Annotated in this window: 19 protein-coding genes; 10 read left to right on the top strand and 9 right to left on the bottom strand. The window is 30.4% G+C overall.

Annotated elements, in window-relative coordinates:
- Positions 1-4 precede the first annotated feature (4 nt).
- Both DFR85_RS18495 and DFR85_RS18500 read right to left on the bottom strand, forming a co-directional pair.
- Complete coding sequence (locus tag DFR85_RS18495; protein ID WP_110269570.1) at positions 5-1,603, bottom strand: APC family permease; 1,599 nt, start codon at positions 1,601-1,603, stop codon at positions 5-7.
- 158 nt (positions 1,604-1,761) lie between these two features.
- Positions 1,762-2,817 (bottom strand): saccharopine dehydrogenase family protein, encoded by a 1,056-nt coding sequence (locus DFR85_RS18500; RefSeq protein ID WP_110269571.1) that lies wholly within the window; start codon positions 2,815-2,817, stop codon positions 1,762-1,764.
- An 88-nt stretch (positions 2,818-2,905) separates the two neighbouring features.
- Here DFR85_RS18500 and DFR85_RS32195 point away from each other — a divergent pair, with 88 nt between their 5' ends.
- On the top strand, positions 2,906-3,046 hold the full coding sequence (locus DFR85_RS32195) for a PIN domain-containing protein (protein ID WP_349290776.1): 141 nt from the start codon (positions 2,906-2,908) through the stop codon (positions 3,044-3,046).
- A 329-nt stretch (positions 3,047-3,375) separates the two neighbouring features.
- Here DFR85_RS32195 and DFR85_RS18510 read toward each other — a convergent pair whose 3' ends face one another.
- Both DFR85_RS18510 and DFR85_RS18515 read right to left on the bottom strand, forming a co-directional pair.
- A complete protein-coding gene (locus DFR85_RS18510) occupies positions 3,376-4,383 on the bottom strand; it encodes an aminotransferase-like domain-containing protein (RefSeq protein WP_168367104.1) in 1,008 nt (335 codons plus the stop codon).
- Positions 4,373-5,839: an APC family permease gene (locus tag DFR85_RS18515; RefSeq protein WP_110269573.1), complete on the bottom strand. Its 1,467-nt coding sequence runs from the start codon at positions 5,837-5,839 to the stop codon at positions 4,373-4,375. The genes DFR85_RS18510 and DFR85_RS18515 overlap by 11 nt, the downstream gene beginning before the upstream one ends.
- 1,166 nt (positions 5,840-7,005) lie before the next feature.
- On the opposite strand from DFR85_RS18515, the gene DFR85_RS18520 reads away from it, so the two are divergent.
- From DFR85_RS18520 to DFR85_RS18530, 3 genes are read left to right on the top strand one after another with little or no spacing between them, the layout of a single operon-like run.
- Positions 7,006-7,899, top strand: a complete 894-nt coding sequence (locus tag DFR85_RS18520; RefSeq protein ID WP_110271766.1) for a radical SAM protein — start codon at positions 7,006-7,008, stop codon at positions 7,897-7,899.
- Positions 7,892-9,067, top strand: a complete 1,176-nt coding sequence (locus DFR85_RS31755) for a hypothetical protein (protein ID WP_246252980.1) — start codon at positions 7,892-7,894, stop codon at positions 9,065-9,067. Before DFR85_RS18520 ends, DFR85_RS31755 begins: the two co-directional genes overlap by 8 nt.
- Entirely contained in the window at positions 9,064-10,236 is a 1,173-nt protein-coding gene (locus DFR85_RS18530) for a hypothetical protein (protein WP_246252981.1), read from the top strand. The genes DFR85_RS31755 and DFR85_RS18530 overlap by 4 nt, the downstream gene beginning before the upstream one ends.
- 141 nt (positions 10,237-10,377) lie before the next feature.
- On the opposite strand, the gene DFR85_RS18535 is transcribed toward DFR85_RS18530, so the two are convergent.
- Entirely contained in the window at positions 10,378-10,779 is a 402-nt protein-coding gene (locus DFR85_RS18535) for a type II toxin-antitoxin system VapC family toxin (protein WP_110269574.1), read from the bottom strand.
- The gene (locus DFR85_RS18540) at positions 10,757-11,002 is read right to left on the bottom strand and encodes an AbrB/MazE/SpoVT family DNA-binding domain-containing protein (protein WP_110269575.1); all 246 of its coding nucleotides are present in this window, start codon (positions 11,000-11,002) and stop codon (positions 10,757-10,759) included. Before DFR85_RS18540 ends, DFR85_RS18535 begins: the two co-directional genes overlap by 23 nt.
- A 284-nt stretch (positions 11,003-11,286) precedes the next feature.
- On the opposite strand from DFR85_RS18540, the gene DFR85_RS18545 reads away from it, so the two are divergent.
- Positions 11,287-11,625, top strand: a complete 339-nt coding sequence (locus DFR85_RS18545; protein ID WP_110269576.1) for a hypothetical protein — start codon at positions 11,287-11,289, stop codon at positions 11,623-11,625.
- A 36-nt stretch (positions 11,626-11,661) separates the two neighbouring features.
- Here DFR85_RS18545 and DFR85_RS18550 read toward each other — a convergent pair whose 3' ends face one another.
- Positions 11,662-12,600, bottom strand: coding sequence for an Ldh family oxidoreductase (locus DFR85_RS18550; RefSeq protein ID WP_110269577.1), 939 nt, complete (start codon positions 12,598-12,600; stop codon positions 11,662-11,664).
- Positions 12,601-12,838: 238 nt separating this feature from the next.
- Complete coding sequence (locus tag DFR85_RS18555; RefSeq protein WP_110269578.1) at positions 12,839-14,440, bottom strand: APC family permease; 1,602 nt, start codon at positions 14,438-14,440, stop codon at positions 12,839-12,841.
- Positions 14,441-14,769: 329 nt separating this feature from the next.
- Here DFR85_RS18555 and DFR85_RS18560 point away from each other — a divergent pair, with 329 nt between their 5' ends.
- Genes DFR85_RS18560 through DFR85_RS18570 form a run of 3 tightly spaced genes read left to right on the top strand, consistent with a single transcriptional unit; the run spans position 14,770 to position 18,401 of the window.
- Positions 14,770-16,017: a dihydroorotase gene (locus tag DFR85_RS18560; protein WP_162582574.1), complete on the top strand. Its 1,248-nt coding sequence runs from the start codon at positions 14,770-14,772 to the stop codon at positions 16,015-16,017.
- A gap of 33 nt (positions 16,018-16,050) precedes the next feature.
- The gene (locus DFR85_RS18565; RefSeq protein ID WP_110269580.1) at positions 16,051-17,187 is read left to right on the top strand and encodes an FAD-binding oxidoreductase; all 1,137 of its coding nucleotides are present in this window, start codon (positions 16,051-16,053) and stop codon (positions 17,185-17,187) included.
- Positions 17,184-18,401 carry an amidohydrolase family protein gene (locus DFR85_RS18570; protein WP_110269581.1) on the top strand — a complete coding sequence of 406 codons (1,218 nt, stop codon included), beginning with the start codon at positions 17,184-17,186 and terminating at the stop codon, positions 18,399-18,401. Before DFR85_RS18565 ends, DFR85_RS18570 begins: the two co-directional genes overlap by 4 nt.
- Here DFR85_RS18570 and DFR85_RS18575 read toward each other — a convergent pair.
- Positions 18,381-19,184 (bottom strand): carbon-nitrogen hydrolase family protein, encoded by an 804-nt coding sequence (locus tag DFR85_RS18575; protein WP_110269582.1) that lies wholly within the window; start codon positions 19,182-19,184, stop codon positions 18,381-18,383. The genes DFR85_RS18570 and DFR85_RS18575 overlap by 21 nt on opposite strands.
- A gap of 153 nt (positions 19,185-19,337) precedes the next feature.
- Between DFR85_RS18575 and DFR85_RS18580 the strand changes: the two genes are divergently transcribed.
- Both DFR85_RS18580 and DFR85_RS18585 read left to right on the top strand, forming a co-directional pair.
- Positions 19,338-21,284: a xanthine dehydrogenase family protein molybdopterin-binding subunit gene (locus DFR85_RS18580; RefSeq protein WP_110269583.1), complete on the top strand. Its 1,947-nt coding sequence runs from the start codon at positions 19,338-19,340 to the stop codon at positions 21,282-21,284.
- On the top strand, positions 21,281-22,585 hold the full coding sequence (locus tag DFR85_RS18585; protein WP_110269584.1) for an amidohydrolase family protein: 1,305 nt from the start codon (positions 21,281-21,283) through the stop codon (positions 22,583-22,585). The genes DFR85_RS18580 and DFR85_RS18585 overlap by 4 nt, the downstream gene beginning before the upstream one ends.
- The last annotated feature ends 6 nt before the right edge of the window (positions 22,586-22,591 follow it).

Consider the following 22,591-nt stretch of genomic DNA (forward strand, 5'->3'; position numbering starts at 1 on the left):
AAAACTATTCTGGCGGTATTTCCTTAAATATAAGGTTTAAATCTATACCTTCATTTTGTCTATATTTCTTCGAAATAAGGAATGTTAATACTCCTAATAATGGTATTATGACTATTAATACTATATTGAGAGGTAAATTACCAGCAAATACCATTGAGCTATAAACTGGATTTATTATGGCATATCCAATTGCAAGAATAACGGATATAGATAATATAATAGATCCAAGTATACCATAAATCTTTAGCATATTCTTTTCTTTTTGGCTCAGATAAACGCCTATTATTCCCTTAAATCCAGCTACTGCAGCAGATATTGTAGCTTGTAAAAATTGATATATAAATAGAATAGCTATTAATGCTATTGTAGATACTGCAAATCCTAAATATAGTGTGGCTACTTCAAAAAATATTCCAAGAATCAATGCTATAACAGAAGCTATTAGTGGTGTTTGTAATTTTGGACTTACGTATGCTAGTTTTTCAGGAAGAATTCTATCAAAAGACATGGCTAGCATCACTCTGCTCGGTATAGCTAAAGATAAGGGACCTGCTACGAACTGTATACCTATATTTAATATACCTACGAGTACTGCCAATATTGGTACTGAAATGGCCATTATTCCTCCCCATGCTATATATCCTTCTCCAGCAGATACTGGATTTGAAGACCCCCAACCGTTTAAAGCTACATAATTAAAGAATGGTATTCCCATAGTTGTAGCTGTAAGTATTGTTAATGCTATTATTATTAAAGTAGCAATAATATAACCAGAAAGCATTCCAAGTTTTAAGGACTTAGCGGCTTGTTTATATTCTCCAGCAAAATACGAAGGTCCAAAAAACCATATAAAAAGCCACATTAGCATTAGAACTGCAAATATCATAGTCTGTAATGGGTCTGAAACTGGAGAATATAGCGACATACCATTAGAATATAAAGTAGAATATGTAGGACCAGAAAACATTGAAGAGAATTTGTTAAAATCTGCAGCAAAAGCCGAATTTCCTTCAGCAAATAAACCTACTATTATTAGTGCTCCAATTACTTGCATAGTTGCTATAGTAAACAAAAAGTTACCCATTATTCTTTGTGGCAATATACTTACAATCCACATTAGTATTAGTGAAGCTAAACTAGCTATAAAGTAATATGTAGGATTAATTAATATATTTACGCCTATATTGAATAAAGTTGTATTCCCTAAAGCTAAACCTATTATTTGAAGTGCAGGAGCTATTCCTGCCGCAACTTCTATCTGGGAAAGTATGGCAGCAAGTAAAGGTGTTGAGATTATATTAGCTATACCTTGAATGGTAGCTGGCAATGGTCCAAGTATTCTAGAGATATAGATATATTCTCCAGATGATCTGGGAATATATTCTGCTAATTTTAGATAAGTAAGAAATATTGGCAAAGCCATTATTGGAGCAATTATTATTCCTACAAACCAATTAGCTGCAGGTATTGAGGGGGAATAAATTAATGTATAGTATAACGATATAGGCACAATAAGAGCTAAGACTTTTGCAAATGCATGCTTAGCTCCCATTTGCCTAATTAGACCTGAAGATTCTCTAATGAATATTCTTTTATCAGACATAAGATAATCTACAAATAAACTATTTTTATATTTTATACGTAATTATCATGAATACTTTTTATTTTTATTTAGTATTAACTCCAAAATCTTTTCATAATTTTTTAGTCATAATCATCATTAAATAAAAAATATAAATAGTAGTCTACTATAAATGATATTTATAACTTTTCGTTTACCGCATAATATAAATCTATTTTTCTCTTTTTTAATTCTTCAATAAATTTCTCACTACTTATAACCTTTTCTGGTGGTAAAACGCCTTTTCCTTTAATACCGACAGAGATTGCTATTGCTGGTGATATACCAGTAACATACTGTGTTCCATCAAATAAACCCATTGGCTTAGCTACGAATTCAACAGACACTATCTTTTTTTCGTACTCAAATATCACTTTTGCAGCTTCTACTTCGTCCGGTATTGAAGAATATCCTAAAAGTCCCTTTTTCTTCAAAAGTTCCCTTAAGTACTTTCTTGATTTTATTCCTAAAATTTCATCATTATCTCCAAATAATTTCCCTATAAATATAATATTCTCAAATCCAGTTCCTCCTTCCATCCAATCCACATATTTAACTCCAGGAAAAGAAGAAGGAAAAGTAGCTAATTCACTATGAATAGTTAAATACGTTTTAATTTTACCTATTGAGAAATCAACTTCGTCAGATTTAGATAAAGGTTTGTAGTATTTTAGTTCACCATCGAATATTGGGGCATCCATAGTCATCTCATCAAGTTGTGTATCTATACTCCAATTGATATTATCGGTAGTCGATATCCAACCGTCCCTTAATTTTATTCTTTCAGGAATTCCATGTTTTTCATAAATCCACTCAGCTATAACATTTGTAATACCAGGTTCGGCTCCCATACCAATAACTGCCAATAATCCTTCTTTTTCGAAATCTTTATGCAATTCTAATTGTTTTTTAGTCATCCAAAAAAGTCCTCCTAAATCAACATAATTCACTCCAGATTTTAGACATGCTTTCATCACATTTAAATTAAAATAATATTGTGCGGCATTAATTACATAATCATAGTTTTTTACTTTAGACGAGGTCATTTCTATATCATTTAGATCCAAAAATTCATATTCAGCATTATATTCGGGCTTTACAATATCCATTACTGCGAAATCTATTCCTAAAGCTTGAAGTTCTCTAGCTGTTACTCTTCCTATTAAGCCAGAACCGCCTAATAATGCTATTTTCATATATTTATTTTATAACAAAAGTATTTAATTATAACTCAAATTATTCTCGTTTAAAAATATCGTGATGAAGTTAATGTTGTAGTTGATGATGAGGGAATTTATAAACCTCTCCTTAGGAGATGCGTTTTTGTTAGCATCTGCTAAAAGCACAAATTCAACTGCCGTGACCAGCGATCACGAGCTTAGTAAAGTTAAGGATGTTAAAGTAATACTGATTCCTAATGCATAATGCGAGGAGTTACTACTATCCTAGGGATTCACAACAAAGTGCCGATCTCAACAAGCTCTATATGCTTCGCCTCTAACAATCCTAGGATGTTCTCCAAGGTGAACATAAACTAAATCGTTTCAATAAAAACTCAATAGATCAATACCATGAGAATTTCATGCTTATACAAAATTTCTCTCAAATTTTGTATAATTGATCATCTATTATTACTATAAAATACTATGCAATAGATATATTAAAAACATTCTAAAATATGAAATATAGGCATTATTAGAATCATTAGATTGTAAATTTATAAGATAGCATATTCAGATTTTTAATATTTAATTCTATTGTATTTCCTTTGATATTATTTCTATTCCTTTTTCTATTTCTTCAGGAGAAGAATAAGAAAAGCTTAATCTAAGATATTCCTTACCATAGCCATCGAAGAAGAATTTACTGCCTGGAGAGAATATTACCTTATCCTTAACCTTAGTTAAAAGCTGTTCCGAATTTATACCTTTAATTTTTATAAAATAAAATAATCCTCCTTCTGGATAATTCCATTCTGCTTGTGGTAAATATCTGTTTAATGCTTCACACATTATTGACTTCTTTTCATTATATATTCTTTTGGCCCTCGTTAGTCCTTCCCAGAAGCTTCCATCCTTTAGAGATTCAAAAAGTAATGACAGGGAAAGAGTACTATTCCCTCCGTCTATATTTTCTTTTACCTTTCTAAATGTTTCATTAATTTCTTTATCTGCTACCATTATTCCTAGTCTAATCCCTGAAGAGAAAACTTTACTTAGTGTAGTTATGTAAACCACTCTTCCGTTTTTATCCATAGATTTTAAAGTAGGTTGCTCTGGTGTTAGAAGTCCATAGGCATCATCTTCAAGAATAATGAAATCTTTTTCTTCTGCTAATTCAAGAAGTCTTTTTTTATCTTCTAATTTCATATTAATTCCTGTAGGATTTTGCCCAGTAGGTATAACGTACATTGCCTTTATCTTTTCTTTTACTTCTATATTATAATAAGGTATAACTGGTAATTTAACAAGATCAGGATTTCTAGCTTTGAAAACCTTTATTGCACCAGCGAACGTTGGATACTCTATTGCTATTTTATCTCCAGGATCTATAAAAGAATAAGAGAAGATATATATACCTTGAATACTGCCTGTAGTTAAAAGTAGCTCTTCATTTTTTGCATTAATTCCTCTATAATTTAATATTTTTAGTAATTCCTTATCTAATTCCTGAAAACTAATCTCTGGTTCAAAGTGAATATCAGAAATTTTTTTAGGAAAAATACTAGGATCAGGTAAACCTCCGCCTAGATTATACGTCAACTTCACCATCCCCTCTAGCAGTTTTAGTAGCTAAATAAAAGAATGCAGCTGATGTAATTATAACAATTGGTAAAGACAAAAGAGTAGGAAGAGAAATTAAAGTTATTAATGTAACTACTCCGCTAAAACCTAGATACCACAATGCAGGAATATAATTCTTTGAAAAAGGTAACATTGCTATAATAGATAAAAGGATCACCATAGTACCAAAAAGAGTTTTTGGAAATCCAACAAAGCTAAATATTAATCCAGTTATTAGGAAGGAACCGAAAGATAATAATTTATTTTTATTATCATTGGAAATTACAAATAGACTAACAGGACCAGTTGAGTATGCTAATATTCTTGTAGCTACTAAATATCCTATAGATTGCTCAAAAGTAGATGAAAGAAAGAGAGTGAGTAAAGAAAACACTCCAAATAACATAACAGGCAATACTGGTATTCCTCTTTTAGGATCTACCTTACCTAAAGCTTTAGGAAAGCTCCCAGACTTAGTTAAGGCATAAGAATATCTTATCATATCTCCAGCACCTATTAGAGAGGCTCCAGAAGGAGATATTACTCCGTCTAAAATAAACAGAGCGCCCAGGGCAGGTATCCCAGCTATTATAGCACTTTCAGCTAGTGGTGCGCTCATTTTTCCTAAACTACTCCATCCAGCTGAAAGCACAGACGAAGATAGAGAAGCTATAAAAATTAACGGAACTAAAGTATAGATAATCATCGAAATTATGAACGCTATCATTATAGCTTTTCCAGTATTGCTTTTGGATTCTCCAGCATAAACCATGGCACTTCTAAATCCGCCATAAGCAAACATAGTTAAGGCTATAGCATAAAAGAAGTTAGAAAAAGATGGAGAAAAATTCATCGTAAGGTTAGATACGTGAAAGTCTAGAAATCCTACTGCCAATATGTATAATGCCAAAATTCCAAGCTTAGCATAAGTTATTGTATTTACTGAGATTGATAATCCCTTTATTCCAAGATAAACTAATGAATATATTAAAATAACTATAACTCCTTCAATTAAATACCCTAAGGGAGTAGGATATCCTTTATACATTATTGAAGGGAAAACATACGAAAGGTAATTTGCAGTAGCTTCTGCTTCTATAGGTATAGTTAAAAGTGTACCTATTAAATAAAGCCAACCTACACTGGAAGCCATGACTTTACCATGAGTAACGTTAATAAACCTTATTTTACTTCCTACAAACGGGAAAATATTGGCTAATTTAGAATAAACTATTACTACTGGCAATAATAATACACCGCCTACTAACCATACTATAGGACTTAATGGTCCAGTTAAAGACGCAGTTACTGCAGGTAAAAGAAGAATTCCAGAACCTATTATATTTCCTAATGAAAAAGCTATTAATGAGAAAATTCCCGCTTCTTTTCTAAAATTTGGATTATCCTTAATTCCTATGTTTAACTTATCAGCCATAGAATAGCAACTCAATAAATTGTATATAAGTATTTTCCATTTTTATACAAAAAATTTTTTATAGTTTAAGGTTAAAAAGTTAATATAGTTTATCAAATATATGATCAAATAATGTTGAATTTTAAAATAATTAAGTTATACATTCTAATGCTTTATGGGACAAGATGAAATATGTAAAACTCATTATAAATTAGGTATCGTAAACTTACTAATAATTATTTTGTCCTTTATATTCTAAGGAAGTATAATAGTATCTTCAGCCAGTTAATAATATGTTTATAAAAAAACATAATCTAAGTAAATGATATATCACGTTATATAAAATTATATATATTGGCAATTTTATTTAGATATTATTTTATGCCGTGCTCTTTTATATTTAATATGTCTTTATAATCTATTCATAGATGAACTAATAAGTGCAATAGAAACTATTTGAATTATGTCAAGATAAGTAAAGAAACATATCTCATATCGAAAATTCTAACTTCTAATAGATTAATGTATTATAATTTTTAGGAGAGAGTTTATTATAGGAATGGGCTTAATAAAAAATCTTGTATATCTTCAATATACTTTACTTATCATCTTATTTATTGTCACTTTCCGAATATATGAGCAATTCACGACTCTATTACTGAATGGAATAATAGAGAATTATAAGAGAGATATTCAATCAAATTATTACATCAACAAAACGTATTTGAAGGCTAAAGTCGTAATATTTTCTCTCAGATTATAAAAACAAAGTGAACTTACAAAGAAAACCTAAATGACCCTAATATATAAAGTTTTACTTTAAACTATTTAGTTTTGATGCTAAATAATGTTAAATTTTAATGTCATAAAATGTTACATTACACTAATACGTTTAAATTGTATAATATCATATTAAAAAATTATTAATAGTTAAAAAAAAGAAACCATTTACATACCATACAATTAGGTAATAAAGAAATGCAGAGTATTTCAGAAAAATGGGTTCATCAAAGCTGGTTGGATCTTGTAAAACTAAGTAAGAATAAGTTTAGTCGGCAAACTGCAGTTTGTTTGGATAATTGTGACTGTGTATAATTGTGACTGTGTATTAAAGCGTCAACAAGAGGTAATACACTATGATAATACAAGATAATAAGTTAGATAATAATTTTTTTCATATTATTTTTATGTTATCGGAACAATGTAATTTTAGGTGTATTTATTGTTATGAAAAATTTTCCAATAACAAAGTGAATGATTTGGATCAACGAATAATAAAATCTATTCATAAATTAGTATATTATTACAATATAGATAGGCTTAATATGTCCTTTTTTGGTGGGGAACCCATGTTATACTATGATAAAATTATAAAAATTATGGAATATAGTAATTCCATAATAAATACACATGGCGATATGACTACAAATGGATATTTGCTTAATAAGGAAAAATTTGAAAAATTAGTAAAACTTAACGTAAGAGAATATCAAATAACTTTTGACGGTTATAAGGATTATCATGATAAAGTTAGAATAACAATAGGCAAGACTCCTACTTTTGATATGATCTTCAAAAATATCGTATCGTATAAGGATCTAAAGGAAGATTTTAGAATTACAATAAGAATACATATGCATAAAAATAATTTTTCGTCAGTAAAAAAACTAATTGATTTATTAGCAGATTATTTAGCTGATGATAAAAGGTACGTGTTATTTTTAAGATCTATATCGCGACTTGGAGGACCTAATGATAATGCGATAATGTTACCGAGTAGAGAAGAGGTGGAAGACGCAATAACTTACGCTAAGTCAAGAGGGCTTAATATTGTCCTAAACAGAAATATGAGTAATTTCTGTTATGCTTCTCTACCAAATTCTATAGTTATTAGAGCAGACGGAAAAATATCCAAATGTACTGTAGATTTGTATTCAGATAGAAATATTGTAGGGTATTTAGATAGCAATGAAAATTTGGTGTTAGATCAAGATAAAATAAGATTTTGGGCTAGAGGATTTTTTACAGGTAATTTAGGAGAACTAAGATGTCCTCTTACTGGTGAGGATATTTATGATTGATATTTACATAGACTTTGGAGGAAATTTGGAAATAGGAATGCATAATGTAGATAAAAAGGAAATATATGTGACTACAATTCCCTTAATTCCTTATTTTTTTAATTTATTGGATAATAATTATAGAGACGATCCTAAAATAGATCTTTATTATAATCATAATTCTACAAAAAATTCTACATTAGAGTTAATAAGAAAATATATAAGTCAAAATTTCAACATAGACGATCAAATAGATAATATAATCGTTTCTGGTTCAGCTACTAATTTTTTGCAGAATCCCTTAGATAAAAGCCTTGATATAATAAGGAAAATATTCGGAAATAACTATAATAAGATTTATTACTTTACACTATTAAATACATTTATTGATATTACCAATAATAATTTCAAAAAGATAGATAACACTATATATTTACTTTCACATAAAACAGGAATTCTACCTCTTATTGAGCTATTAGGCTTGGGAGGGAAAAGTCTAATTTTTGAAATGGGTACTCAGTCTACTGGAATTTTCTTCTCTAATAATTTAACTAGTGATTTCTCATTATCTGATTTAGATTTTATGAGCTTAGGTCTATTTACAGATATCTCGTATTTCTATAACAATTATCATATTCCAATAGGACTTTCAAAAATTTTTCAAAGCGAATTATTGTTAATTATAATATATTTATTCTTATCTATAAAATCTAAAAAATTTGAGAAAGTCTCAGTTAAAACCATGGAGTTTTTAAAAATCTTTTCCAAGTTTTATTATACATATTTTACTGATTATTTAGTAAATAAAAATAATATTAATAATGAAAAAATTTTGCAAGATATAAAAAATATATTACAGACTGATTCCTATCAATTTAATACTTTAAATGAGAATAATGTATATACGATAGTATATAATTTCTATTATAATATTAAGGAGAAATTCATGACTAGAATTATTGATTTTCTTAATAAGCATGAACTTACTTTTTCTCTTAAGATGATTATAGGCGGAGTAGGCGAATATATACTTAGAGATCTATTAGGAGATCTTTCGGAAATTGATCAAATGGAATTAATTCAACTTTCTAATATTACTAATAAAGAAGTCTCGGTGCATTCACCTATTATAGGGCCTCTATTAAAAATAAGAAATATGAAACTTGAGCATACAGTGACAGTGATTTGAATATACCCAATGAGATAAAAATTATAATAGCTCTACTTACTCTTTTTGATTTCATAACTATGTTTGTAGGATACTATTTCGTAATAGACACCTATTTGATTTATAAGAATTTAATAATCTCAGCGTTAATTTGGATGTTATCAAATGCACGTAATATTTTTTCACTACCTTTGCCATACATTTTTATGAAAATAAAAAGCGTGAAAATCAATGTAATAATTTTTTCCATATTAATATCTTTTGTAATCCTTGCTTTAGCTCAGGAATTGGCTCCTTTAGAGGAAATCCTACTTGTCTCCATATTTAACTTCTTAATTGCAATACCCAGCAGAGCATTAGGATATTATGCTAGAACTCTATTAAACAAATATAATGAATTTATAAACTATAATTCTACTCTAAATATTTTCTTATTAAGTGCGACTATTCTAGCATTAATAACCGCAGGTGTCTTGAATAATTATTCATCTCACCTTTATTTACTCTTAATAATATTACCTTTACAAATAGTAATTCTCTTATTAATTACAAGATTAAACAACATTAAAATAACCCTTTCTTCTGCTAATTCCTTTAAGGTATGGATTAAATATATAAAAACTAATTATATATTTAGGTTTTTAGAAACTCGTTTCTATTCCATCACGGCATTATCTAGTGCATTAACTATATTATTTATTAAAATTATATATGTTAATAATACAACATTTTCAGAATATTATACTATAGTTTTCACTATAAGTCTAATAGCCCAGGCCGTTGGTGCCTCTATAGCCCTTAAGAAGAAGACCGAAATTCTGAGGAATCTCTTGTTATTAGTCTTTCCTGTTACATTATTTGACTTAATTTTTCCATTTATTTCTGGTAAGATAATACCTATTACTATTCTAACTTTCTTGCAATCTATGGTGGCAGCGTACGTTTACATACATCTTAATTCTATTTATCAGTATATTACGAGCAAAGATATTTATGTGAATATTTCTATTACACAAAGAGTTTTACAGCAGATCTTCGGATCTATAATGGTTATTTTAGTCTCAATAATGGCAACTGTCATAGGAGTTACATTTACTTATATAGGAATAGCATTGTTAATATCATCAATAGTATTACTTACACTATTTACTGATACTATTAAAAAGATAAAAATAGTAGATCAGAAGTAGTTACGTTCTTCTTCAAATAATAGGAGCGCATTAATTTTTCTCTTTAATGTAGTACTGGATTCTTTTTCCGTCACTATCAGACTATGTAAGTTATGAGTTGATTTTAAAAATTGAATAACACTGTTTATCTAAGAACTATTTCTAATCTAAAGAAATTTTTATATATTCTATCTCCTTGGTTTTTTCAATATCTTCATCCGTAGTAATAACTTTTCCTCCAATTTTTTTCGCCGTAGCTATAAGATAAGCGTCAGCCAATGAAAGGTAAGAATATTTACTCTTTAATATGGCAGCAGTCTCTGTTATATTTTCGTTTGGCGAAATTATCCTTATTGGCGAGTTTCTAATATACCTATGTCTTGCTATTGCAATATCTTTTCCTACTTTTGAAATATAATTATAAATAAATTCTGCAAGATTAACCTCATTCATGTAGATTATTACGTTATTATTATACATCTCCTCGAAGAATTTTTTTACGTCCTTTTTTCCTGCGAAAAATAGAGATAAAGGTCCTGCGTCAATGACGTACTTCTCTTTCAACTTCCTTCCTCCTTTCCTCAACTATAGCCTTCGCAACTTCTACGGCTCTATTTCCATCTACTCCAAATAGGTCTAGGAGAGTTTCGGGTTTCTCTATGCTTACCTTACCTTCATTAACTATAAGTTCTACTATATCTCCTTCCTTTATCCCAATCGTTTCTCTTATCTCTTTAGGAATAACTATAATTCCTTTCTTATAGACCTTTACTCTATATCGTTCCATGAATATATTTTCTCTTTAATGTATAAAAGTTTAACTTACGTAAAGTTAAACGTTTAACTTAGAAGATTTCAGAGCATTCTAAAATAAAAGTTCCATTAGAGATTCAATAAAGATTTTAAATTTTATTTTATTTTTAGATAGAAAAATTCATGTAGTAACTTTCTTTACCTTAGCAGGAAACTTTTATTACCGTATAATAACCTACTACATATTTTTCTCATATCGAGCGTAGATTCTCATTTGTTAGTAGTAAAGGTTAAATATCGATTATAAAATAAAAAATTATGGAAAATGAGATAGAGATAAATTACGATAATGTTTGGAATTTTTTACTAAATAATAAGGAAGTATACGTTATTAGAGCTAGTAATATACAGCCTGGAAAATACCTATGTAAACATAATAATAATACTGTCGAATGCTTTATTGATAAAGTTATTGATGCTAATCCAATGATAATGAGGCAATATGTAGATAAGAGTGGGTTTTCTTCTTTACAAGAGTGGATGAGAAGTGCCGCAAAAGTTCATATGAGCCATGTTAAAGGAGGTCCTTTTAGAAAAATGATGTCTCTAATGGATAAAAAATATATATTACACGTAATTCTAGTTAGTTCTGACTAAATTTCTTAATTATTAAAAACTCAAACATATTACTAACTAACTTATACTATCATTAATTTTTATTAATTGATCCCAGAGAGAATCTGGTAAATCTATGTTTTCTTTTTCAACTTTTCTTGAACCAGGAAAATGATAGAAAGGAGTAGTTGGTATTCTTTCTTTAATTTTTTCAATTTTTTTCTCATTTCCAATAAGATCTTCTCTTATCACAATGCCAAAGAACGGATTTATGTCTACGTCTTCAGAGAATAATGATGTAAGAATTTCTATAGCTAATGCTAGATTAAATCCTTTATATCCTCCTATAGGTAAAAGTGAGCCACCGTTTATTAAGTCTTCAGGTTTTGATGTTCCTTTACCTTCAGCATTTAGAATCATACCTTCTTCTATTTTTTCTCCTCTATATAATGAACTTACTACTTTCCCAAAAGAAGTTTTACTTAATGCCATATCTATTGTAATAGGCGGATCTCCAGGGAAAGATATGCTTATTGGGTTATTTCCTAATATTCTTCCTTTCATTCCTTCAAGAGAAATAAGTGGTGGAGTTCTTGCTACTAAAAGTGTTATAAATCCTTTTTTTGCAAAGTTTTCAGTAAAAGAGGATAATCTTCCTATATGCGATACGTTTCTGCCTAAAAATATCTTGAAGTTTTCCACTTTTTCCTCACTAGCTTTTCGCAGTATAACTTGTCCAAAAGTCATTTTACCATCTATTTTTATGAGAAAATCATTACGTTGAATATCTATTCTAGCTTTAGGGTTAATTGGAGGAATTATTGTACCTCCTAGATTTACTTTTTCTCCTTTAGCCAGTTTTACGTAATAAGGAACTAATTGTACTCCATGATCTTCATGACCAGCTAAATTAGCATTAACTAGTTCTTCTGCCAATATTTTAGCATATTCATCGAAAGTTATTTTCTGAAATATAGAAAAAACAAGACTATAGAGGTCTTCCTTATTTACTATCATAAATTATAATGAAAAGATGTTAGATATAAGCTATTAATATGCTTATATAACTTCTAATATTTTATCTAAAATCCTAAATTAGAAGAAAATATTTTAAAAATATCCTTAAATTAACTAGAAACTTTTTATTACTCTTAATATTATTCTGGAAGATTTTCACATTTTACCTAATGTCATGAACCTTTTTTATAAGAAGTTTTTACTGCCATAATCTAAAATGATAAAATAAAAATTCTCTTTAATCTGGAGGAATCTCCTTTCCTATAAGTTCGACATCTATTCCTTCTTTTGATAATTTTGAATTAAAGTAGCTATATAGAAGAAATATAGCGCCCATAATTAGTGCAATGATGAACATTACTTCAAATCCTACTTTAGAACTTATAACGCCATAGAAAGAGTCAGATAAGAGAAAGATCCATCCTATTAATGATATAGTACCTAGAACGGAAATTAAAGGTATTCCAAGGATTTCTTTATTTACTGGTGAAGGAGCATTAACATATAATTCATGCTTAGTAATAGGAAATTCTATTGCTGATATTGCAGTAAATATTTGTAAGAAACCTAGTGCTATACTAAAAAGATCGGTAGCAACATAGAGCCCTAAAGGAAATAATGGACTTACCATTATAATTGAAATAGCTATTACAGTAGCAGTTACAGCATAACTAACTATTGGAATACCACTTTTTGAAATATGAGTTAATTTTTCTGGTAATAATCTATCAAAGGAAGCTGCGAATATTTGTCGTGATTGAGCAACTACTGAAGGTAGTATGTCCTTTATCGGGAATAGGAACATTATAAAACCTACAGCTATTGCTAAGATAGAGAAATTACTTAATGCTACTGCTCCTAAAAGAGGTATTGAAGGAGTTATGCTTAAGGAAGATGATACATATCCTAGCCTAGAAATAAAAGCGGATCCAAAAAGATGTTGATAAGAATATATCGTTAATGCCATTAAGAATAATGCTACTAATCCTGCACCTATTGTAGCAAAAAATAAACTTTTTCTGGGAGACTTAGCATCTCCTGCTAACCACCCTCCAAAATGGCTAAATCCACTCCAAGAAGATGTTAGTGGTATTACAGCAAGTAACGTTGAAGCTAAGCTAAAAGATATTAATGATGAAGACCAGCCTTTTTGATTACTAAGTAAGATTATATTCTGATAAGAAGAAGGACCGAAAACCTTATTCCATAATGCTGGTGCAGATGATGGATTCTCAAAAAGCATTGCAAAATCAAGTATTAACAGAAGTGCTAATGGAATATAAAATGCTACAAAAATAGATAATTTAGATAATCGTATGCTGAAAGAGTCTAATAATGTAAATAATATAGTTATAATTATTGCAACAATTACTATATGAATAGGTGAATCGAAATATTTACCTATGTTAACAATACTCGGAGAATGCGTTACTAGTCCTGCAATAGTTAGAGAATCTGAGAGAAACGATGCTCCGATGTAAGCTACAACTCCGATTATAATACAGTATCCTAACCAAGTAAATATATTTATAAAATAGCCTAATCCTGGAGAAAGTATTCTGCTTATCCAAACATATTGTCCACCGATTTTTGGCATTACAAGACCTAAAAAATATATTACAGACGCCGCAGCAAAAAGAGGAATAGCATCAATAAGTAACGACAATAATGGAAAACTCCCTGGATATTCATAGGTAATGCCTACAGTAAAAAATAATATTCCAGAACCTATAGAAAATGAGAGAACTAGCGTTAGCATATCTAGACTGCTAAATTGTTTAATTAATCCGCTAGATTCTCGTATAAATATTTTTTCTTTATTCTTATCTTCATGGCTCATTTATATCAATATAGTCACAATAGTTAATATTATATAAGCATTTTTTACATAAAAATATGTATACTAACTATAAATCTTTAAATTATAATATACAGAACTCTATAATATTAATATTTTAGAGAATTCCTTAGAAAGCACAATAATTTCCTTTCGTAAAGTAGTGAGAAATGAGATCCCTCTTCAATTACTGAAAACATAGGTAATTGTAGCTTTATGGGATACATTAATTAATACTATTTAGTAGATAGGGCATTATTAATATTGTTTCCATGGTTAATGCTTACTATTTAAAAGGGGTTATAGGAGAAATAAATTGGGTATATTGCAAAATGATTATAAAAGATGTTAAGATAATTACAAACGATGGAATAATAGAAGCAGATATTAAAATTGAAGATAACAAAATTACTAAAGTTAGTAAAATTATTCACGAAAAAGGAGAAGATATAATTAGAGGTAACGGTAAATTACTCTTGCCTGGAGGAATCGATAATCATGTTCACATTTTTAAAAAGTATTTAAAGGTTCCTACGTCTGACACTGTTAGAAGAAGTACTATAGCTTCAGCCTTTGGTGGTACAACAACAGTGATAGATTTCGCTTTTTCAGATAGATCTCCAAAAGTTGAGGAAAGAATTGAACAGTTTAAAGATTCTTTCGTTAATTATTCTTTTCATATATTTGCGTCTGATATTACTGATAATTTAATTAATACATTAAAATCTGGATTTAAGTCAGTAAAATTTATGATGATAGAATATGCAGGAATTAAAAGTTCCTTAAGTGGATTGAGAAGAATAAATGACTTGTTGAAAAAGTTTAATGGATATATAATGGTTCACGCAGAAGACGAAGAGTTAATAAAATCGTTATCCGAAGGTAAAAAGGGAGATCCTAAACTTCACTTATTGACAAGACCAGAAGAGACAGAACTCTCAGCAGTCTTAAGAGCTAGAGCTATAGTAGATAATGGTATAATAGCCCACGTAAGTTGTGGTAGAACTTTAGATTTAATTGAAGGAAAACTTTTGGGAGAGGTAGTTCTTCATCACCTTTTATTAAGTAAGAAAGTTTATGAGAGAAGTGATTCGCATCTATTTGTTACATCACCTCCAGTTAGGGATCCAGAAGAATTGTGGAAAAGGATAAATAAAATATATATGATAGCTACTGATCATAACTGGTTTGATAGGGCTATAAAAGAAGAGCATAAGGAGTTTCCAGATCTCGTACCAGGTTTGCCAGGAGTAGAGTTAAGAGTTCCTATGATAATAACAGAATTTATGAAGAGAAAATTACCTTTAAGTCTTGCAGTGAAGTTATTAAGTGAAAACCCTGCAAAGCTTAATGGTCTAAATAAAGGTAAAATAGCTGAAGGTTATGATGCAGACTTGGTAATTTATAACCAAGAGAAGAAATGGAAAATATCTGTTGATAATACTCATATGGCTGATTGGACTCCATACGAAGGTTACGAAGTTATAGGAAAACCAGAAACTGTTATAATTAATGGTAAGATTGCAATAGAGAATGAGGAAATTAAAGATGAGTTCTTCACAGGTAAGCTAGTTAAGTAAAGCTTATAAAAAGTTGCAATAATAAATTTATGTATGGTAAAAGTAGAGAAAATTTTATCTCAATATTTTGAAGTATACTCTGATGAAGAGAATCTAGAAAAATATTCTATAGATTATGGTTACTTATCTCCAGTATTATCGTCAATTAGAAAGTTACCTTCTGCTATAATAAAAATAAAGAACGAGAATGAGATAAAAATACTAATGGATATAATTAACGAGTATCATTTTCCAATAATCGTAAGAGGAGCAGGTAGTAACACGTTAGGTGAAACAATTCCTATAAAGGAAAATACTATTGTAGTAGATATTACTAAGTTTAAGGGGTTTGAAAGGAGAGGGGGCTATTTAATAACTAAAGCTGGTAGTGAGTTTAACGATGTTGGTATAGAGGACTTACCTACTGTTCCCACAAGTTATTACATGGCTACAATCGGTGGTTACGTAGCAGGCGGATCTTTAGGCTTTGGATCTTTAAGAAATGGCGCAGTTTGGGATAATGTTGAAGAAGTCGAAGTTTATACTCCTAAGGGTTTTTTCTCTCTTGAAGGTGAGGAAGTATATTCAATAGTACAATCTGCTGGAACTACTGGAATTATAAGTAAAATAAAAATGAGAATCGTAAAAAGGCCAGGAAAAGTTAGAGTAATAAGGAAATCGTTCAACTATTTGACCGATGCATTAAGTTTTTCATTAAAAATACTTGACGATGCAGAATTTATTAGTATAAGGAATAAGCCTATGGCTGAGTTAATTGAGCCTGGGAAAAATTGGGAGAAGTGGAACGTTATAGCGGGAATTTACGGTGAAGGCGAGGAAGTTTCGCTAAAGGACGTTGTAACTACCTTTGCTGGAACATATTTTACTGCAGTAAACAAAACTAAGGTTAATTATAATTCTCTAGACATACCTTTAGAAAAACTAAATTACGTTGATAATATAAGGGCTATGATATCTTGTGAATTATCTAGATCTAGGAAAAAATTATTTTCACATACTTACTTTTTGGACTATGATAAGTTACCAGAGATTGAAGGTTATAATTTTAATCTTCATTCTTACAAGGTTAACGATAGAGTTGAGGTTGATAGGCTAAAGAAGATGATAGAGTTTAAGGAGAAAGTAGACGAAGAGGATTTACTTAATCCAGGAAAGTTGGTGTTCAAATGATATTAAAAAATGCTAGAAATTTAGAAGGAAAGAAAATTGATATTGAAATAAATGATAATAAGATCGTAAAAATAGCTGATACGCTGGATGGAGAAGGAATAGACTTAGAAGGAAGACTAATATCTCCAGCTCTTATAGATTCTCACGCGCATATTGATAGTAATTTTCTCCTTGATTTATGTAAAGAAGCTCCAACTCCAAAGTTTGAAGAAGCATTGAAAGTACTAATGGAGTGTAAAGAGAATTTGTCTGAAAATGAAATTTATTCTTTAATGAAAAAATCTGTATTATATTATATAAAATCTGCCTCACTTTACGTCAGAACTCACTTGATGATAGACGGTCAAAAATGGAGAGAAAGGCTTGATAGTATAATGAAATTAAAAGAAGAATTCAAAGACAAAATATTCATTCAAGTTATAGGTTTTATTCAAAGTTATGATTATTTTGACGATGAGACAGAAGAACGAATTTGGAAGGCAATAGACTTTGGAGTAGATGGTATAGGTGGACAGCCACATTTACAACCGTCTTTAGAAGACGGAATAAAAATGATAAAAAAGATATTCGACATTGCCACGCAAAAGGGAATTTTAATGGATTTTCATGCTGATTATTCCGATGATCCTAACTCTAGGTTTAGCGAAGTAATAGCTTCAGAGACTATGAAGAGAAAATATTTCAATAAGGTTTCGTTAAGTCACCTTCTTGCTATGCATTCTTATAATTCTGATTACGCTTTAAGGCTAATGAGATGGCTAAGGGAATCAGGCATTAGCGTTATTGTTTCTCCCATTACAGAACTTGAAGGGTCTGGGGCCTTTGAAGATTATCCTAAAAGAAGGGGAATTCCAAGAGTTAGGGAGATGATTTATAACGGAGTCAATGTAGCCTTAGGTCACGATGACATTCAAAACCAGCTAAATCCTATAGGCGATGGAGATTTATTGAAGGCTAGCTTTGCTCTAATGATAGGAGATTATATGTACTTTTCTCAGTTTTTTGGAGATATTTTTAACCTTATGACTTATAATGGAGCTAAAGCACTTAATATAAAAGAATACGGTTTGAAAGAATGTATGAAAGCTAATCTTGTAGTATTCGAAGGAAAGAATGTTAAGGACGTTTTAGTTGGAATAAAACCTCGACGAATGGTTATTAGCAACGGTAAAATAGTCTATGAGAACTCTTATTTAGAGTCCATAAGAATTTAATCTCTTTTTTAAGAACGGCCTCTTTATTCTAGCTTTAATTACTTCATCTTCATTAACGTCAGCGTAGATTACTTCCTCCTTTTTCCCTGATTTACTTATTATTTCTCCCATTGGAGAAACTATCATAGATTCGCCAAAGTATTCATCGTTTTGTTCAGGATATTCCTTGCCTATTCTGTTTATACCTACAATGTAGGAGGTGTTAAATACTGCATGAGATTTTAATTCTAATTCCCAGATCTCCTTAAATGCTGCAACTGAAGGGATAAAAACTATCCATGCTCCTTTAACTACCTCTGCCCTTACAGTCTCTGGAAAGTGTCTATCGTGACATATTACTGTTCCTATAGTAGCACTATCTAAATTAACAACTGGAAATCCTAAGTCGCCTACTTTAAAGTAGTAGTATTCATTAAACTTGTCTTCCTGAGGTAAATGTGTTTTCCTATATTTACCTATAATTTCTCCTTGATCATTTATTATAAAAGCTGTATTATAGAACTGGAGATTATGCAAATCTTTCTCAAATATTGGAACAATTATATTTATTTTCCTCTCTTTTGCTACTTCTCTAAATTTTTGTATAGTGTAACCTCTTTCATCTTCAGCAAGCTCAAAGTATTTAGGATTTTGTTCAAATGGAAAATAAACTGTATTTGAAAGTTCGTCTAAAGATACTATTTTAGCTTGATTATCTGCAGCCTTATTAACCATTTCTACTTGCCTTTCTATATTGTCCTTTTTATCCCACGTCATATAAGTTTGAACAAGAGCTATACGCATAAGATAAGAGAACTTATCATTAAAATAAAGATTTCTATTTTACTTAGTCATGTAAATACATAAGAATAAATTTGTTTTAAATTCTTACTTGTGTATGTAAATATACTATAAGCAAAGTATATATATGATGATTTAAAATAAAAATATTCTAATATGGTTTGGACAATAAATTATGTGGATGATATAACTGTAAGTGATAACTACGAATATGTAGCGTTTATAAGATCCCAACTAGATCACGCAAAGTTCTCTATATCAGGTAAAGCATTTACTTATGAAGATCTTAAGGAATTTAAGATACCTACAGTTTACGATAAGAGTTCCTTAAGGATTCCAGAAGTTCCACTACTGCCTAAATATAAGGCAGTTTACAAATTCCAACCCCTTGCTATTGTTATAGGCAAGGATAGATATGATACTTTCGACAAAGCTGAGGAAGTTGAAGCTAAATACGAGCCATACGATGGTCCATTATATGAGGAAGTTCCAGATAACGTAATTTATAGAGATTATAAAAAAGGTGAAGTAAGTTCTGAAAAAGAATTCAGCTTAAGGGTAGATTTTAATAGGAGTTCTCAATATAGCATGGAACCACGGGTTATAGCTGTAAAAAACCAAGGAGATCAATTAATTATTCATTTATCTACTCAAATCCCTACAGTAGTGAAAATGTTAGTATCTGAAATGCTAGAAATTCCTCAAAACAGAATATCGATAGTGGTGCCTAATGTAGGCGGAGGCTTTGGGCTAAAGCAGGATATTAATTACGAGGAACTTTCAGTAATAGCTTTAGCTTTTAAGTTAAATAAAAACCTAAAATGGGTAGAAACAAGAACTGAGAGCATTCTGACTTCTCAAGCTAGGGATCAAGTTCATGAATTAAAAGTAGGTTACACAGATTCAGGAAAACTAAATTATGTTCTAGATAAAATAACATATAACGCCGGAGCACATCCTTTGCCTTTTACAGGAATTTCGCCATTATTTGTAACATTAAATACAATGAAAAGTCTTTACAACTTTGAATTTTATTACGACGCAGAAGCTAAGGTTAGTAATAAACCGCCACAAGGAGCTTATAGGGGCTTTGGGAGACCAGAGGCCATACTAATTATGGAAAGGATAATGGACGAAATAGCTAAAAGGACTAAAATTTCTCCAATAGAAGTTAGGAAGGTTAACATCAAAGAAAAATTGGAAGGTGACGTAGGTAACTTAAACGGTGTAATAGATAAGTTATATAAAAAATATGAGGAAATGAGAAGAGTCTATGGAAAAGGAATAGGGATAAGCCTTTATGTACAATATGCTGCACCAAATTCTGAAATAATGGTAAAGCATGAAGGATCTTTAATTCCAGGCTATGAATGCGTAAGAGCAAGGTTAGATTTAGATGGTTGGATAGTAATAGAGACTACTTTAACTAATCAAGGACAGAGAATGGATAGTTCCATAAGGAAATTGGTATCCAAAGAATTAGGTTATGATAAAGTCAAAGTAGAACTAGCTAAGACTAATATTAATGGTTACGGAGTTTGGGCTAGTAGATCTATGCTAACTGCAGGAAATGCTTCAATATTAGCAGTTAGAAAACTAAAGGAAATTGCAAAGAAGATAGATGAAAGCGTTGACTGGGAAAAAATTTCAAGAATAATGAGACAGGAACCTTGGAAATTAAAGGAACTTTCAGTGGAAGAATGCTACGAAACTCCAGAATTTGTAGGCACAGTTAGCGGTCAAATAATAGCAGTTATGAAAGACGATTTAGGAAATGTTAAACCCTTGTATAATTACATAGTTGCAGACGTCGGAGTTACAGGAGACGACGAAGTAGTTAAAGGGCAATTAATTGGTGGAGCTCTACAAGCAATAAGCGGATCGTTCTTAGAAAATACTGAGGACGAGATTGAGTATTCTATAGCTACTGCAGTAGAAGCGCCTAAGTTCGAGGTAGAATTATTACATACCCCTTCAAATACTCCAGCTGGAGTTAGGGGAGTAGGAGAGAATAGTATTTCTGGAGGTTATGCCTCTTTTATAAATGCAATAAATGATTTAGGCTTAGAATGTAATAGTGTTCCATGTAGGTTAGTAAAATGATATTTAAGAACGCCAGAATAATTACCTCTAATGGAATTATTGATGCAGATTTTAGAGTAGAAGAAGGTAAGATTAAGGAAATAAAAAAGAATATTATACCTAAAGATAATGTAATTGATTTGTCAGGATACTATGTTCTTCCAAGTGTTATTGACGGTCATACTCATTTTAATTCCCGTTTTTTAGGAGCTAGAGAAGTTATACCAACTGCAGACGACTATAAAAGTGGTAGTGAAGTAGCTTTAGCAGGAGGAGTAACTTCGTTTATAAATTTTATAGATCCTGCTAAGGAAGATCCAATAAAAAGTGTGAAGACTGAGATCGAAAACGCTACTCAATCTATGACAGATTATTCCTTCCATTTAATAGTAAGAAATGGAGATCATATAAAATATCTGGACGAGATATTTAACCTTGGTATCAAGAGCGTTAAAGTTTTCATGGCATATAAGGGAAGTATGCAATTAGACGATGAAAATATAATGCGGGCTATGAGAAAAGTTAAGGAGTTAGGAGGGGTAATGGCAATTCATGCAGAGAACGGTGACGTAATAGATGAATTACAAAAGGAATATGGTGATAAAGATGAAGCAATTTATCATGCATTGACAAGGCCCTCAGAAGTGGAAGAGGAGGCTGTAAATAGGGTATCTATGATGGCTTATTTAACTAAAGCTAAAGCTTACATAGTACACGTTTCTTCTCCTAATTCATTAAAAATAATTCAGTCATGGAGAGCAAAGGGTACAGAAGTTTACGCAGAGACTTGCCCTCATTACCTAATGTTTGATGAAAGTTACTATAATAGACCAGACGGTAAGAGGTTCATAATGTCCCCACCTTTAAGAAGTAAGGAAATGAGGAAAGAGTTAGTAGATAGTTTAAAAAACATGTTTACTTTAGGCAGTGATTACTCTGGATACATGTCAGTATATAAGGATAAGGCATTAAGTTATATAGAAGTACCAAACGGTGTCGCGTCAACTGAATTCCTAGTCCCTACTATAATGAGTTTAATGTTTGACGGTTTTATTTCGCCAGAACATGTAGCTGAGATAACTTCTGAAGACCAAATAAAGCTTTATGGGATTAAGAACAAGGGATTCAGTGTAGGCTCTGATGCAGACTTTGCTTTAATAAAGAAAGAAGAATGGATAGTTAAAGATTGGCATGGTAAAATGGATCATTCAATTTATGAAGGTGTAAAATTTAAGGCTAAGGTTATAAGAACTTACCTTAAAGGAGAATTAGCGTTTGAAGAGGATGTAAAAGGATCTAAAGGCGAGATGCTGAAGAGATAGAGAAGG

Origin of the sequence: Acidianus brierleyi, assembly GCF_003201835.2 — an archaeon.
Classification (GTDB): domain Archaea; phylum Thermoproteota; class Thermoprotei_A; order Sulfolobales; family Sulfolobaceae; genus Aramenus; species Aramenus brierleyi.